Genomic DNA, 13,611 nt, shown 5'->3' with positions numbered 1-13,611 from the left:
AGACCCTGAAAAAGTCTGGCCTTTTTCGGAACATAGTTCGCGGCAGTGAATCAAGGGTTAAAATTTGAAACAACTGCCGACTATGGTTTTCTGACAGCACCCGCCGATCAGATCAGATCAATTCCCCCGCAAGCGAATTTGCGCCCGATCCGGTGATCTGGACGTCTCTCAGCTCACCGATACCGACGTCAGCGCCGGACACGTGAACCGAGTGCAAATATTCGGATTTTCCGACCATTTGCCCCGGCATACGACCCGCTTTCTCGAACAGAACGCTGACTTTTCGGCCAACCATCGCGTCCTGAATCTCGCGCTGATGCTGCGTGATCAGGGCTTGAAGGCGCTGCAAACGGTCATCTGCCGCCGTGGCGTCAACTTGCGACCGCTCAGCCGCAGGCGTTCCGGGGCGGGTCGAGTATTTGAAGGAATAGGCATAGCCGTATTTGACCTCTTCCACCAAATCCAGCGTCGCCTGGAAATCCTCTTCGGTTTCCTCTGGGAAGCCGACGATGAAGTCGCCCGACATCATGATATCGGGCCGCGCCGCGCGGATACGCTCGACCAGACGCAGATAGCTTTCCGCCGTGTGGCTGCGGTTCATCCGCTTGAGGATATTGTCCGACCCCGACTGAACCGGCAAATGCAGGTAGGGCATCAGTTTTTCGCAGGTCCCGTGCGCCTCGATCAAGTCATCGGCCATGTCGTTGGGGTGCGAGGTGGTAAAGCGGATGCGCTCCAGCCCGTCGACCTTGTTCAACTCCCAGATCAGACCGGCCAGCGTCATGTCGCCGTTCGCGCCCGCGCCATGATAGGCGTTCACGTTCTGGCCCAGCAGGGTGATCTCGCGCACGCCACGTTCAACCAGATCATGGGCCTCACGAATGATGCGATCCGCCGGACGGCTGACCTCGGCGCCGCGGGTATAGGGAACCACGCAGAAGGCACAGAACTTGTCGCAGCCTTCCTGAACGGTCAGAAACGCGGTCGGACCACGCTTGGCTTTGGGGCGGTTCTTGAGCTTTTCGAACTTGTCTTCCTCGGGGAAATCCGTGTCCAGCGCCTTGGCGCCGGCGCGAGTCTTGGCCTCCATCTCGGGCAGGCGGTGATAGCTTTGCGGGCCCACCACCAGATCGACCAGAGGCTGACGGCGCATGATCTCTTCGCCTTCGGCCTGTGCCACACAACCCGCCACGCCAATCTTCAGATCGGGTTTTTCCGCTTTCAGACCCTTGAACCGGCCCAACTCGGAATAGACCTTTTCGGCGGCCTTTTCCCGAATGTGGCAGGTGTTCAACAGAATCATATCCGCGTCATCGGGACTTTGGGTTTCGACATAGCCTTGCCCGCCCAGCGTCTCGGACATGCGTTCGCTGTCATAGACGTTCATCTGGCAACCATAGGTTTTGATGTACAGCTTTTTGGGTTCTGACATGGATATGGCCTTTGCATTCGCGGGATCGGCGTCATCTATACCTTACGAACGCCGCTTGCAATGCCGGGGCGATTACCCGATTTTGGCCGAAGATTCCAGCAAAGTGGAACCGGACAGGCAATGCAATACGACTCTCTCGACGTTTTCCTGAACTCAGGCAAGTCGGCGCTGGCCAAAGGCCCGGTCGCCCTGATCTTTGCCGAGGACATGGTCGAGATCGACAGCACCATACGGCATCATCTGCATCTGGGGTTCAAATCCGTGGTGGCCTTCATGCCTCAAGACTTTGCTCTGGACCCCGAGCTTGCCGAACGCATCCACCGCGTCACCCTGACCTGCGTGCCCAGCGCGGTTGTGTTCGACACTATCAACAGAATCATTCAGGCCGCGTCCGGCATCTGGATGTATTACTGCTATAACGCCGAATATCTGTTCTTTCCGTTTTGCGAAACACGCACGATCGGCGAATTGCTGGCCTTCCACGCCGAGGAACGCCGCGATGCGATGCTGAGCCACGTGGTTGACCTCTATGCCGATGATCTGAACTCCTTTCCAAACGGAGTCGCTCCGGACCGCGCGATGCTGGACAGCACCGGCTATTACGCCCACACCCGCCACGACGCCGAAGGCCACCCGGTCGAGCGTCAGTTGGACATGTCGGGCGGTCTGCGCTGGCGGTTCGAGGATCACATTCCATACGAACGCCGCCGTATCGACCGGATCGCTTTGTTCAAATCCCGCAAGGGTCTGGAATTGCGCCCCGACCACACCTTCAACGAGCCGGAATACAACACCTATTCCTGCCCGTGGCATCACAATATGACGGCCGCCGTGTGTTCATTCCGCGCCGCCAAGGCGTTGAAAAGCAATGCCGGGTCCACTTTCGACATCCCGAGCTTTTGCTGGCGCAACTCGGTTCCGTTCCAGTGGACGTCCGGTCAATTGCTTGATCTGGGGCTGATCGAATCGGGTCAGTGGTTCTGAGCCTAACGCCGTAGCAGCACCGGGAACCAATCTTCGCGCAGGCGCTGGCCCGGGGTCATATCGTGACCCGGAAACGGCGGTGAGGTCCGGCCCGGACGCTCCACATATCGGGCGTCATCGCCCACCAGACGCAACGAAAACGCCCGGCGACGGCTGTCGGATTGATTACCACGCGCACCGTGCAGCGTGCGGTAGTTGAAGGCCACCGCATCGCCCGGCTCCATCGCGAATTCCACAACCTTCATGCCTTCGGCATCCGGGTCCGGGACGGGGATGTACTGGCCTTCGTCGGGGAAGAAGTCCTCTTCCGAAACCCAGCGGGTTGGCAACACTTCTTTCTCCCACCGGTGCGAGCCCGCCACGCAGCGCAGCGTTGCCTGTTTCACCGGGTCCAGCGGCGACCAGAAGCTGATCGTCTGTTGTCCTTCGACAAAGTAATACGGCCCGTCCTGATGCCACGGGGTCGCCATCGAGGTACCGGGCTCTTTGACCAGAACATGGTCGTGGAACACCTGAACGGTCTGCGATTGCATCAGATCAGCCGCGACTTCAGCCGCCGGAGAGTTTTCGATCACCTCGCGGAATTGATCAATTCGCGACCAGTTGCAGTAATCGTCAAAGAACAGGCCGGTTTCACCCTGTTTCTTGTTTTCGGACGCATAAGGCCCCGGCTCGGCCATGTTCGCCGCAACGCCTTCACGCAGGGCTTCGACGTGATCGGCAAACAGCCCTTTGATCAGGACAACACCGTCCTGCTGATAGGTATCGATCATCTCTTGCGTGACTAGAGGGTGCGTCATGTCTGTCTCCGTGCCGTGGGGTTGGGTGATCTGCACATGGGAAAGCCCTCTGTTCAAGTCATATCTTTCAAAGATACACTTAACTTCATGTTATATATCTCGCTGCGCCAATATGAATATGTCTGCGCCATCGGACGGCATGGCAGCCTGTCCGCCGCCGCGCAGCACCTGAATGTCTCGCAACCGGCGCTGTCCAACGCCCTGACCCGGGTCGAGGAACAACTGGGCTATCCCCTATTCGCCCGTCGGCGCGGTGCTGCAATGGTATTGACCCCGCAGGGCCGCAGCTTCATCGAAGAGGCCGAAGCACTGTTGGCCAGCGCCGCCCGTTTGGAAAACGCCGCCGAAAGCGGCAAGGGCAAGGCGCGCTTGAGGCTGGGCTGTTTCGTCGATTTGGCCCCGTTTCTGCTGGCCCGCGCCCTGCGGCAGTTGCGCGCCGTGATGCCGGATGTGGCGGTGTCCTATAGGGTGGACAGTTTCGAGGGCCTGATTTCCGGCCTCATCGACGGGCGGATCGACCTGGCGCTGACCTACGGGTTGAGCATGGACGCGACGTTTACACGGCACACGTTGTTCACCAGCTCTCCGCGTGCGCTTTTGTCGCCGGGTCACCCCTTGGCCATAAACAGTCAGGTTTCCCTACAGGATCTCGCTGCACATCCGCTGATCCTGTCCGAGGAAGGTCTGTCCGCACAGCATGTACTGGGGCTGTTTCGTCAGATCGGAGAAAGCCCGACAGTGGCCCACCGCGCGGCCTCATTGGAAATTCAGCGCAGCCTTGCGGCAAATAACGAGGGCGTCGCGATCAGCTATGCCAATCCGCCTGCCAAAGTCAGCTATGACGGGATGTCGCTGTTGAGCCTGCCAGTCTCGGATCCGTTTGCGGCCGAACCCGTTGTACTGGCTCGACACGGCACAGGGCCCACTGACGCGCAGATTGCAGTCGCTGAGCGGGCGCTGATAAATTTGGTAACGTGAGGTTATTTCTTCCGCAGACGGATCACGACATCGACTGACGCGATCTCAACCCCTTCGGGGGCATCGGGCAGGCGCTGAATCACCAACTGGTCTGAGGGTGCATCGCTCAGACGGCTTTCATCTTCCCAGTAGAAATGGGGGTGATCATGGGTGTTGGTGTCGAAATAGCTTTTCGACCCGTCCACCGTGATTTCCTGCAAAACACCAGCCTCACAAAACGCGCGCAGCGTGTTGTAGACGGTTGCAAGAGACACAGCATCGCCGTTCTTTTTCGCCGATTCAAACAGGCTTTCCGCCGTCACGTGGCGGTGGCGGCCGTCGCCGACCAGCAACTCGGCCAAAGCCATACGCTGACGCGTCGGACGCAATCCTGCGTCGACCAACCAATTCGTGGCTCTGCTCTGGCTTTGAGGTGTCATGAATCCGAAACCCGATTGTTGCTGATTTATATATAAGTGCTCAGGTCAGGTAATTTCAAATGAAATTCATTCGCAAAGAATGTCCAGAACACAACATGATGTGGGCGACCGCTCTTGCAGGACCTTGCATACGGGTGCTAGGTGAGGCCAGATTAGAGAAACGGACCCCTGGCAGGAGAGGCGGCAGAATGGCCCAATTCCCGAGCAGCTTTGACAAGGACGATCTGCTGAAATGCGCCCGAGGCGAATTATTCGGCCCCGGTAATGCGCAGTTGCCCGCCCCGCCGATGCTGATGATGGATCGGATCACCGATATCTCGGCCGATGGCGGAGCGCATGGCAAAGGTCACGTTCTGGCCGAGTTCGATATCACCCCGGACCTGTGGTTCTTTGACTGCCATTTCCCCGGCAACCCGATCATGCCCGGTTGTCTTGGACTGGACGGTCTGTGGCAGCTGACGGGCTTCAACCTGGGCTGGCGCGGCTGGCAGGGTCGCGGCATGGCCGTGGGCGTGGGTGAGGTCAAACTGACCGGCATGGTGCGCCCGGACCGCAAGATGCTGACCTATAAAATCGATTTCAAAAAGGCGATTCAGACCCGCCGCCTGACCATGGGTGTGGCGGATGGTATCGTCGAAGCGGACGGCGAAATGATTTACGACGTCAAAGACATGAAAGTCGTTCTGTCCGAAGCCTAAGCCGGACCGGCCTGAAATAAGGAGCACGCACATGCGTCGAGTAGTTGTCACCGGTCTGGGGGTTGTCTCCTCCATCGGGAACAATGCCGAAGAGGTTCTGGCCTCGCTGAAGGCCGGCAAGTCCGGCATCGAGGCCAATGAACAGATGGTCGAACACGGCTTTCGCAGCCAGATCGCCGGATCGCTGAAGATCGACGTGTCCGAGCATGTGGACAAGCGCACCCTGCGCTTCATGGGGCCCGGTGCCGCCTATGCCCATATCGCGATGAGCCAGGCGATTGCCGATTCCGGCCTGACCGAAGAGCAGGTCGTAAACCCGCGCACCGGTCTGGTTGCCGGGTCCGGTGGTCCGTCGACCAGTGCGATGCTGACGGCGCATCAGACCGTTCTGAAAACCGGTGCGACCAAGCGGATTGGCCCGTTTGCGGTGCCGAAATGCATGTGCTCGACGATTTCCGCGAACCTTGCGACCGCGTTCAAGATCAAGGGCATCAACTACTCGATCACTTCGGCCTGCTCGACCTCGCTGCACTGCATCGGCAACGCGGCGGAACAGATCATGTTGGGCAAGCAGGACGTTATGTTTGCCGGTGGCGGCGAGGAGCTGGACTGGACTCTGTCCTGCCTGTTCGACGCGATGGGCGCGATGTCCTCGAAATACAACGATACGCCGGCAAAAGCCTCGCGCGCGTTCGATCAGGATCGCGACGGGTTCGTGATCTCGGGCGGCGGTGGCATCGTCGTGCTTGAGGATCTGGAGCATGCGCTGGCGCGCGGCGCCAAGATTTACGCCGAAGTCACCGGCTATGCCGCCACTTCGGACGGTCACGACATGGTTGCCCCCTCGGGAGAAGGCGGCGAGCGCGCGATGCGTTTGGCGCTGGCGACCATGCCCGAAGGCCGCAAGGTCGATTATATCAACGCCCACGGCACCTCGACCCCGGTCGGCGATGTCGGTGAGGTCGAAGCCGTCCGCCGCATCTTTGGTGAGGGCAACGTGCCGCCGATTTCCTCGACCAAGTCGATGACCGGCCACGCACAGGGTGCCGCTGGTGCGCTGGAAGCCATCTTCTGTCTGCTGATGCTGGACAATGACTTTATTACTCCGTCGATCAACGTCGACACACTTGCCGAAGGCATCCTGCCCGGTGAAATTGCAACTCAAGTAGTTGAAAACGCAGGTCTGGACAGTGTCATGACCAACAGCTTCGGCTTTGGCGGCACAAACGGGTCCATGGTTCTGTCAAAATATAACGGGTGAACATGATGTCGGATCTTCTCAAGGGCAAACGCGGCCTGATTATGGGCGTGGCCAACGACCGCTCGATTGCGTGGGGCATTGCCAAGGCGATGCACGAGGCCGGCGCGGAACTGGCTTTCACCTACCAAGGTGAGGCATTCGGCAAACGGCTGGAGCCGCTCGCCCAAAGCCTCGGCAGCGACTTCATGGTGGATGCCGATGTCACTGATGACGAGTCGCTGGACCGCGCGTTCAACGAGTTGGGCGCACGCTGGCCGACGATTGATTTCGTGGTTCACGCGATTGCTTACTCGGACAAGTCAGAACTGACCGGCCGTTTCCTGAACACCACCCGGGCGAATTTCAAGCACTCGATGGATGTTTCAGCCTATTCCTTTATCGAGGTTGCGCGTCGCGCCTATCCGCTGATGAAGGACAATGGCGGCACGCTGCTCACGCTGACCTATCAGGGGTCGAACCGGGTTGTGCCGAACTATAACGTAATGGGTGTGGCCAAGGCCGCGCTGGAATCGGCAACGCGCTATCTGGCAAACGACCTTGGCCCCGAAGGCATCCGTGTCAACGCCATCTCGCCCGGCCCGATGAAGACGCTGGCGGGCGCGGCCATTGGTGGCGCACGCAAGACCTATAAGTTCTGCGATCAGAACGCGCCAATGCGTTCGAACGCAACGCTTGAGGCCGTTGGCGGCACCGCCGTTTATCTTGCATCCGAAGCCGGTGCCTGCACCTCGGGTGAGATCATCAAAGTCGACGGCGGCTTCCACGTTCTGGGTATGCCGCAGCCCGATCACATGTGACCCGATCTTTCCCTGCCCGCGCCAAGATTTGACCATCTTTCGCGGGCACGGATAACGGCATGAGCAAAGCAGAACAAATCCTCTCGAACACCTCTCGGGCTTCCCGGCGCAAACAGGGTTTTCTGGGGCAACGCGGTCGTATCGCGTTGCTGAGCCTGACCGTGCTGCTGCTGCTGTTTGTGTTCTTAACGCAACCAGATGTGCGTGCGGCCCTTACATCGTGGACCAGCCTGATTTCAGGCTGATCCTTTACACTGACCTTCTGCGGTCAGTTGACTGAAACAACTTCGATATCAAAAATCAGGTCCTGACCAGCCAGCGGATGATTTGCATCCAGCGTGACGGTCGCTTCGTCAGAGTCCACCACGGTCACTGGCACCGCCTGCCCGTCCGGCGTCTGCATCTGCAGCTGGGTGCCGGGCTCCAGCGGGATGTCGTCCGGGATGCCTTCACGCGGGATCTGCTGGCGCGCGGCAGGATTGATCGGGCCGTATGCGTCTACGCAGGCGATCTCGACCCGTTTTTTCTCACCCACCGTCAGGCCGGGCATGGCCGTATCCAGCCCGGGGATGATCTGGCCTGACCCGACCACGAACTCCAGCGGATCGCGCCCTTCGGAACTGTCGAACACGTTGCCGTCCAACAGCGTACCTGTGTAATGGATGCGAACGGTATCGCCTTGTTTGATCTCGGTCATAGGTGGCCTCCGGCCGTTAGGGGTTTAAGCGGCCAAGCCTAGGGAGTGACACGGCTTTGTAAACCCTCCCCCCTTTTGCGCTTGCAACTCTTGTGCCAACCTGCGCGCGATCAAGGGAGGGGTACTGATGCCAATCACCACATGCGTTTTTGACGCCTATGGCACGCTGTTCGATGTCGCCGCCGCCGCACGGCAGGCGGCGGGCGAACCAGGGTTCGAGAAATTGCAGCAGAAATGGCCCGAATTGGCCAATCACTGGCGGTTGAAACAGCTGCAATACACCTGGCTGCGCGCAATCACCGATGCCCATGCCGATTTCTGGGATGTGACGCAAGACGGGTTGGACTGGGCGCTGGAGGCCACCGGGCTGGAGGGCGACCCGGTCCTGCGCCAGCGGTTGCTGGACCTGTATTGGGAGTTGCAGGCTTACCTCGAGGTCCCCAAAATGCTGGCCGATCTGAAAGCCGGCGGGCTGAACACCGCGATCCTGTCCAACGGGTCACTGCCCATGCTGGATGGCGCTGTGCAATCAGCAGAGATCGGCGACGTATTGGACGATGTGTTGTCGGTCGAAAGCGTCGGCGTCTTCAAACCCCATTCCAGTGTCTATGATCTGGTGCAGCAAAGGTTTGGCGGAGATCGCGATGAGGTGCTGTTTGTCAGCTCGAACGGCTGGGACGCTGCAGGTGCCAGTGGCTATGGGTTCGTGACCGCATGGGTCAATCGGGCAAAAGAACCGATGGACCGCTTGCCATGGACACCAGCGCATGTACTGTCCGACCTGACGACGATCCCTCAACTGGCTGGACTTTAATGGCTTTCTTCACAACTTCCGATGACAGGCGCCTCTACTATACCGACACCGGGTCCGGGACCCCGGTGTTGTGTCTGGCCGGATTGACCCGCAACAGCCGGGATTTCTCGTTCCTTGCCCCGCATATCACTGATCTGCGGATGATCACGATGGATTACCGGGGGCGCGGGCAGTCGGAGTTTGACCCGGATTTCATGAACTACAATGTTCTGCGCGAATCCCATGACGCGATTGAATTGCTAGATCATCTGGGGCTGGATCGCGTGGCTGTACTGGGCACCTCGCGCGGCGGTCTGATTGCGATGGCTTTGGCGGCCAGCCACCCCGAACGCCTGTCCGCCGTGGTGCTGACGGATGTTGGACCGGTGATCGAGACCTCGGGCATGGCCAAGATCATGGATTATGTCGGCCGGCAACCGGTGGCGAAGACATACGACGAAGCCGCTCAATCCCTGCAGCAAGTGATGGAGCCGCATTTCCCTGGCGTCCCCCTCTGCCGGTGGCGTCAGCAGGCCGAGATTCAGTATGAGCAGACCGAGGACGGGTTGGCCCTGCGCTATGATCCCGCCTTGCGCAAGGCCTTGCTGGATCAGGCCGCTGCCGGGGCCATCCCGGATATGTGGATGTTCTTCGAGGCGCTGCACGACATCCCCACCGGAGTCATTCGGGGCGCGAACTCGGACGTGCTGGGCAAGGACACGCTGACCGAGATGCACAAGCGCCATCCCGGTCTTATCTCTGTAGAAGTTCCGGATCGCGGGCATGTTCCGTTTCTGGATGAATCGCAGTCACTGGAGCTTATCCGCAAGGTATTGGACGCCGCATGAGCACACTGGAAATGATCGAAGCCGCCGCCGCGCGGCTGAAGGGCCACGTTCGGGAAACGCCCCTGCTGAGTTCGCCCTTTCTGGACGAACTGGCCGGACGCAGGGTGCTGGTGAAGCCCGAATGCCTGCAACATACCGGCAGCTTCAAGTTTCGAGGCGCGTGGTCGGCGATCTCGGCACTGGATGAGGCGGATCGGAAACGCGGCGTGATCGCCTTTTCCTCGGGCAATCATGCGCAGGGTGTGGCCTATGCCGCAGCACGGCACGGGACTTCTTCGGTGATCATTATGCCTTCGGACGCGCCGCAGCTGAAGATCGACAACACCCGTGCGCTGGGGGGCGAAGTGGTTCTGTACGACCGCGCCAACGAAAGCCGCGAAGAGATTGGCGAGGCGCTGGCCACTGAGCGCGGCCTGACTCTGATCCGCCCCTATGACGAACCGCAGGTGATTGCCGGTCAGGGCACTACCGGGTTGGAGCTTGCCCGGCAAACCGCCGAAATGGGCGTTGAACGGGCCGATGTGCTGGTCTGCTGCGGCGGGGGTGGACTGACCTCGGGAATTGCGCTGGCACTGGAGGCTCATGCGCCCGGCCTGCGCGCCCGCACGTGTGAACCCGAGGGGTTCGACGATGTCAAACGCTCGCTGGCGACGGGTCAGATCCAGAACAACAACGCGACTTCGGGCAATATCTGCGACGCGATCCTGACGCCGCAGCCAGGGCAGATTACCTTTCCGATTCTGAAACGACTGTGCGGGCCGGGCTTGTCGGTCTCTGAAGAAGAAGCGATGCGGGCCATGGCGCAGGCCTTCCTGAGGCTGAAACTGGTGCTGGAACCGGGCGGTGCGGTGTCGCTGGCTTCGGCCCTGTTTCGCAGCGACGAAATCGAAGGCGATGCGGTGATCGTTGTGGCCTCGGGGGGCAATACGGACCCCGAAGTCTTTGGAAAAGCACTGGAATACCTGACCTGACATGGATCAATGATTGGGTCACTGTGACGACTTAACGTATGGCGACGGGGATTGAGTCATGCAGATCTTGGATCTTGGTGAAGTGCAGTTGCACTATCGGGTCGATGGTGATCCGGATGGTGCGCCGATAGTTTTTGCCAACTCACTGGGCACCGATCTGCGCCTTTGGGACGCGATGTTGCCCCATCTGCCCGCAGGGCTGCGGATCATCCGCTATGACAAGCGCGGGCACGGGCTGTCCTCGCAACCCCCGGCCCCCTATTCCATGGGCGCGCTGGTACGCGATGCCGAGGCGCTGCTGGATCACCTGAACGTGCGGGATAGTGTTTTTGTCGGCCTGTCCATCGGCGGGCTGATCGCGCAGGGTCTGGCGGTGAAGCGGATGGATCAGGTCCGCGCGCTGGTGCTGTCGAATACGGCTGCCAAAATCGGCATCCCCTCGATCTGGCAGGACCGGATGGACGCGGTGCGTCAGGGCGGTATCGAAGCCTTGGCCGATGCGACGATGGAACGGTGGTTTTCCAAGAAATTCCGCGCCGCGCCTGATCATCTGCTTTGGCGCAACATGATGGTGCGGCAGCCGGTCGACGGGTATCTGGGTTGTTGCGCCGCAATCTCGGGCACGGATTTCTACACCCCCACCAGCGGCCTGCGCCTGCCCACGCTGGGAATAGCAGGCAGTGAGGATGGCTCGACCCCGCCGGATCTGGTGCGTGAGACCATCGATCTGATCCCCGGCTCGAAATTCGAACTGATGCGCCGGGCGGGTCATCTGCCCTGCGTCGAACAACCGGCGGAATACGCGGCCCTGCTGCGCGGCTTCCTGACCGACATCGGACATATTTGAAGGAGCGTGACAATGGCAGATTTTCTGTTGGTCCATGGGTCCTGTCACGGCGCCTGGTGCTGGCGCGATCTGATCCCCGCGCTTGAGGCTCTGGGTCATTCGGCGCGGGCCATCGATATGCCCAGCCACGGCTCGGACCCGACGCCGATTGCCGACGTCACGCTGGAGAGCTGCCGGGATGTGGTGCTGGCGGCCTCGACCCCGCAAACGGTTGTGGTCGGCCATTCCTGGGGCGGCTATCCCATCAGTGCAGCCGCGGAGGCAAACCCCAAAGCCATGCGCGCGCTGATCTATCTGTGCGCCTATGTTCCAAGGGACGGTCTGTCCATGGTTGAAATGCGCAGACAGGCCCCACGCCAACTGATTGTCGATGCGGTCGAGAAATCCATCGACGGCCTGTCCTATACGGTCAGACCAGAAAAAGTGCGCGACCTTTTCTACCACGATTGCCCGCCAGAGGTCGTGCCCTTTGCCTTTGCGCGCCTGTGCCCGCAAGCGATTGCCCCGCAGGAAACCCCTCTGCCGTTGACAGAGAATTTCACGCGTGTCCCCAAGGCCTATATCCGCGCAACGGATGACCACACGATCCCGACGGAATACGAAGAAGAAATGAGCCACGCCGCGCCCGAAGAATTGCGCGCGACGATCAACAGCTCTCATTCTCCGTTCTTTTCGCACCCTCGCCATCTGGCGGAAATTCTGGACGATCTGGAACGAAAGCTGCCGGCGGCATAACCCCGCGTAACAGACACTTCACATGTGAACCAAGCATGATAGGGTCCGGGCGAAACTCGCGAATGGGTGCCATGCGTCTGCCTTTTATCTTCGTTCTCGGTACGGTCATGATCGACGCCATGGGCATCGGTCTGGTGTTGCCGATCATGCCCGACCTGATTGTCGAGGTTCAGGGCGGTACTCTGGCCGATGCGGCGATCTGGGGTGGTGTCCTCAGTACCGCATTCGCAGCGATGCAGTTTGTGTTCGGTCCGATTCTGGGGAACCTGTCTGACGCCTATGGGCGGCGCACGGTTTTGTTGGTGTCGCTGTTCGTGATGTCGCTGGACTACGTGGTGATGGCCATTGCAGGCAGCATCTGGCTGCTGCTAGCCGGGCGTATCATTGGCGGCATCACGGCGGCCACCCATGCCACCGCCGCTGCGTTCATGGCGGATGTGTCGAAACCACATGAGAAGGCTGCGAATTTCGGTCTGCTGGGCGCAGCCTTCGGCGTAGGCTTCGTGCTGGGCCCGGTGATCGGCGGGTTGCTAAGCGAATACGGCACCCGCGCCCCTTTCTGGGCCGCCGCCGGTCTGTCAGCCCTGACGTTTCTGGTCGGTCTGCTGGTGATGCCCGAAACAGTCACCGACAAAACCCGCCGGGCTTTCAGCCTGCGCCGCGCCAACCCGGTGAACTCGCTGCGCGCCATTGCCACACTGCCCGGCATCCGCCCGATGCTGTGGGTCTATTTCCTGTATTCGGTGTCGATTTATGTCTACCCCGCGATTTGGGCCTATTTCACCACGGAACGTTTCGGCTGGTCACCACAAATGATCGGTCTGTCGCTGGGTGTCTACGGCATCGGCATGGCCGCTGTTCAGGGGGGCCTGATCCGACCCGCAACGCGGTATCTGGGTGAGCGGGTGACGATCATCTACGGCATGGGGTTCGAGATCGCCAGCTTTCTGCTGTTGGCTTTCCTGACCAACGGCTTCATTGCCCTGATGCTGATCCCGGTCACAGCGCTTGGGGCGGTTGTCACACCTGCCCTGCAGGCCCTGACATCCCGTGCCACGCCGGATTCTCAGCAGGGCGAGTTGCAGGGGGTGCTTACCTCTCTGCACGCGCTGTCGATGGTGATTTCCCCGCTGGTGATGACCAGCGTGTTCGCGCAGTTCGCTCAGGCTGATGCGTCGCTTTACCTACCCGGGGCACCGTTCCTGTTGGCGATGCTCTTGATGATCTTCGGATTCGCATTGTTTTTGCGGTCGCGCCCTGTCGTGGCGTAACAACGACACCCGGATGACGGTTTCCATCTTGCGACACTGACTTTCCCGCGCCACCGTGGACCAAAGGGAATGAGGGACAA

The 13,611-nt window shown here is 60.0% G+C and carries 16 protein-coding genes; 12 read left to right on the top strand and 4 right to left on the bottom strand.

From position 1 onward, the window contains the following. Positions 1 to 112 precede the first annotated feature (112 nt). Positions 113 to 1,432, bottom strand: coding sequence for a tRNA (N6-isopentenyl adenosine(37)-C2)-methylthiotransferase MiaB (miaB, locus tag GOX63_RS05905; RefSeq protein WP_170326981.1), 1,320 nt, complete (start codon positions 1,430 to 1,432; stop codon positions 113 to 115). A 120-nt stretch (positions 1,433 to 1,552) separates the two neighbouring features. On the opposite strand from miaB, the gene GOX63_RS05900 reads away from it, so the two are divergent. Beyond that, positions 1,553 to 2,416 (top strand): hypothetical protein, encoded by an 864-nt coding sequence (locus GOX63_RS05900; protein ID WP_170326982.1) that lies wholly within the window; start codon positions 1,553 to 1,555, stop codon positions 2,414 to 2,416. Positions 2,417 to 2,418: 2 nt separating this feature from the next. On the opposite strand, the gene GOX63_RS05895 is transcribed toward GOX63_RS05900, so the two are convergent. Next, positions 2,419 to 3,216, bottom strand: a complete 798-nt coding sequence (locus GOX63_RS05895; RefSeq protein WP_170326983.1) for a phytanoyl-CoA dioxygenase family protein — start codon at positions 3,214 to 3,216, stop codon at positions 2,419 to 2,421. Between the two features lie 87 nt (positions 3,217 to 3,303). Between GOX63_RS05895 and GOX63_RS05890 the strand changes: the two genes are divergently transcribed. Further along, a complete protein-coding gene (locus GOX63_RS05890; protein WP_170545096.1) occupies positions 3,304 to 4,194 on the top strand; it encodes a LysR family transcriptional regulator in 891 nt (296 codons plus the stop codon). Between the two features lie 2 nt (positions 4,195 to 4,196). On the opposite strand, the gene irrA is transcribed toward GOX63_RS05890, so the two are convergent. Continuing rightward, positions 4,197 to 4,613, bottom strand: coding sequence for an iron response transcriptional regulator IrrA (gene irrA / locus GOX63_RS05885; RefSeq protein ID WP_170326985.1), 417 nt, complete (start codon positions 4,611 to 4,613; stop codon positions 4,197 to 4,199). Positions 4,614 to 4,801: 188 nt separating this feature from the next. Between irrA and fabA the strand changes: the two genes are divergently transcribed. The 4 genes from fabA to GOX63_RS05865 are packed head-to-tail and all read left to right on the top strand — an operon-like array spanning position 4,802 to position 7,614. Beyond that, a complete protein-coding gene (gene fabA, locus GOX63_RS05880; RefSeq protein ID WP_170326986.1) occupies positions 4,802 to 5,311 on the top strand; it encodes a bifunctional 3-hydroxydecanoyl-ACP dehydratase/trans-2-decenoyl-ACP isomerase in 510 nt (169 codons plus the stop codon). A gap of 31 nt (positions 5,312 to 5,342) precedes the next feature. After that, positions 5,343 to 6,572, top strand: coding sequence for a beta-ketoacyl-ACP synthase I (gene fabB, locus GOX63_RS05875; protein WP_170326987.1), 1,230 nt, complete (start codon positions 5,343 to 5,345; stop codon positions 6,570 to 6,572). 5 nt (positions 6,573 to 6,577) lie between these two features. Continuing rightward, a complete protein-coding gene (locus GOX63_RS05870) occupies positions 6,578 to 7,369 on the top strand; it encodes an enoyl-ACP reductase FabI (RefSeq protein WP_170545093.1) in 792 nt (263 codons plus the stop codon). Positions 7,370 to 7,428: 59 nt separating this feature from the next. After that, positions 7,429 to 7,614: a hypothetical protein gene (locus tag GOX63_RS05865; RefSeq protein WP_170326989.1), complete on the top strand. Its 186-nt coding sequence runs from the start codon at positions 7,429 to 7,431 to the stop codon at positions 7,612 to 7,614. Positions 7,615 to 7,637: 23 nt separating this feature from the next. Here the strand turns inward: GOX63_RS05865 and GOX63_RS05860 are convergent, their stop codons facing one another. After that, a complete protein-coding gene (locus tag GOX63_RS05860) occupies positions 7,638 to 8,066 on the bottom strand; it encodes an FKBP-type peptidyl-prolyl cis-trans isomerase (protein WP_170326990.1) in 429 nt (142 codons plus the stop codon). Between the two features lie 127 nt (positions 8,067 to 8,193). Between GOX63_RS05860 and GOX63_RS05855 the strand changes: the two genes are divergently transcribed. The 6 genes from GOX63_RS05855 to GOX63_RS05830 all read left to right on the top strand — a co-directional run bounded on the left by GOX63_RS05855 (position 8,194) and on the right by GOX63_RS05830 (position 13,531). After that, the gene (locus tag GOX63_RS05855) at positions 8,194 to 8,880 is read left to right on the top strand and encodes a haloacid dehalogenase type II (protein WP_170545090.1); all 687 of its coding nucleotides are present in this window, start codon (positions 8,194 to 8,196) and stop codon (positions 8,878 to 8,880) included. Next, positions 8,880 to 9,707, top strand: coding sequence for an alpha/beta fold hydrolase (locus GOX63_RS05850; RefSeq protein WP_170326992.1), 828 nt, complete (start codon positions 8,880 to 8,882; stop codon positions 9,705 to 9,707). The genes GOX63_RS05855 and GOX63_RS05850 overlap by 1 nt, the downstream gene beginning before the upstream one ends. Beyond that, positions 9,704 to 10,678, top strand: coding sequence for a threonine ammonia-lyase (locus tag GOX63_RS05845; protein WP_170326993.1), 975 nt, complete (start codon positions 9,704 to 9,706; stop codon positions 10,676 to 10,678). The genes GOX63_RS05850 and GOX63_RS05845 overlap by 4 nt, the downstream gene beginning before the upstream one ends. A gap of 58 nt (positions 10,679 to 10,736) precedes the next feature. Next, positions 10,737 to 11,525 (top strand): 3-oxoadipate enol-lactonase, encoded by a 789-nt coding sequence (gene pcaD, locus GOX63_RS05840; RefSeq protein WP_170326994.1) that lies wholly within the window; start codon positions 10,737 to 10,739, stop codon positions 11,523 to 11,525. 12 nt (positions 11,526 to 11,537) lie between these two features. Then, the gene (locus GOX63_RS05835) at positions 11,538 to 12,260 is read left to right on the top strand and encodes an alpha/beta fold hydrolase (protein ID WP_170326995.1); all 723 of its coding nucleotides are present in this window, start codon (positions 11,538 to 11,540) and stop codon (positions 12,258 to 12,260) included. Between the two features lie 71 nt (positions 12,261 to 12,331). Beyond that, complete coding sequence (locus tag GOX63_RS05830; protein ID WP_170326996.1) at positions 12,332 to 13,531, top strand: TCR/Tet family MFS transporter; 1,200 nt, start codon at positions 12,332 to 12,334, stop codon at positions 13,529 to 13,531. The last annotated feature ends 80 nt before the right edge of the window (positions 13,532 to 13,611 follow it).

This window comes from Ruegeria arenilitoris, assembly GCF_013031355.1.
GTDB lineage: Bacteria > Pseudomonadota > Alphaproteobacteria > Rhodobacterales > Rhodobacteraceae > Ruegeria > Ruegeria arenilitoris_C.
Note: the sequence above shows the minus strand (reverse complement) of the source record. Positions and strands in the feature narration are given on the sequence as shown.

Coding starts and splice junctions, on each gene's coding strand:
- GOX63_RS05835 (WP_170326995.1), top strand. CDS start 11,538: ATGGCAGATTTTCTGTTGGTCCATGGGTCCTGTCACGGCGCCTGGTGC.
- GOX63_RS05850 (WP_170326992.1), top strand. CDS start 8,880: ATGGCTTTCTTCACAACTTCCGATGACAGGCGCCTCTACTATACCGAC.
- fabA (WP_170326986.1), top strand. CDS start 4,802: ATGGCCCAATTCCCGAGCAGCTTTGACAAGGACGATCTGCTGAAATGC.
- GOX63_RS05860 (WP_170326990.1), bottom strand. CDS start 8,066: ATGACCGAGATCAAACAAGGCGATACCGTTCGCATCCATTACACAGGT.
- GOX63_RS05900 (WP_170326982.1), top strand. CDS start 1,553: ATGCAATACGACTCTCTCGACGTTTTCCTGAACTCAGGCAAGTCGGCG.
- pcaD (WP_170326994.1), top strand. CDS start 10,737: ATGCAGATCTTGGATCTTGGTGAAGTGCAGTTGCACTATCGGGTCGAT.
- GOX63_RS05855 (WP_170545090.1), top strand. CDS start 8,194: ATGCCAATCACCACATGCGTTTTTGACGCCTATGGCACGCTGTTCGAT.
- GOX63_RS05890 (WP_170545096.1), top strand. CDS start 3,304: ATGTTATATATCTCGCTGCGCCAATATGAATATGTCTGCGCCATCGGA.
- GOX63_RS05870 (WP_170545093.1), top strand. CDS start 6,578: ATGTCGGATCTTCTCAAGGGCAAACGCGGCCTGATTATGGGCGTGGCC.
- irrA (WP_170326985.1), bottom strand. CDS start 4,613: ATGACACCTCAAAGCCAGAGCAGAGCCACGAATTGGTTGGTCGACGCA.
- GOX63_RS05845 (WP_170326993.1), top strand. CDS start 9,704: ATGAGCACACTGGAAATGATCGAAGCCGCCGCCGCGCGGCTGAAGGGC.
- miaB (WP_170326981.1), bottom strand. CDS start 1,432: ATGTCAGAACCCAAAAAGCTGTACATCAAAACCTATGGTTGCCAGATG.
- GOX63_RS05830 (WP_170326996.1), top strand. CDS start 12,332: ATGCGTCTGCCTTTTATCTTCGTTCTCGGTACGGTCATGATCGACGCC.
- GOX63_RS05865 (WP_170326989.1), top strand. CDS start 7,429: ATGAGCAAAGCAGAACAAATCCTCTCGAACACCTCTCGGGCTTCCCGG.
- GOX63_RS05895 (WP_170326983.1), bottom strand. CDS start 3,216: ATGACGCACCCTCTAGTCACGCAAGAGATGATCGATACCTATCAGCAG.
- fabB (WP_170326987.1), top strand. CDS start 5,343: ATGCGTCGAGTAGTTGTCACCGGTCTGGGGGTTGTCTCCTCCATCGGG.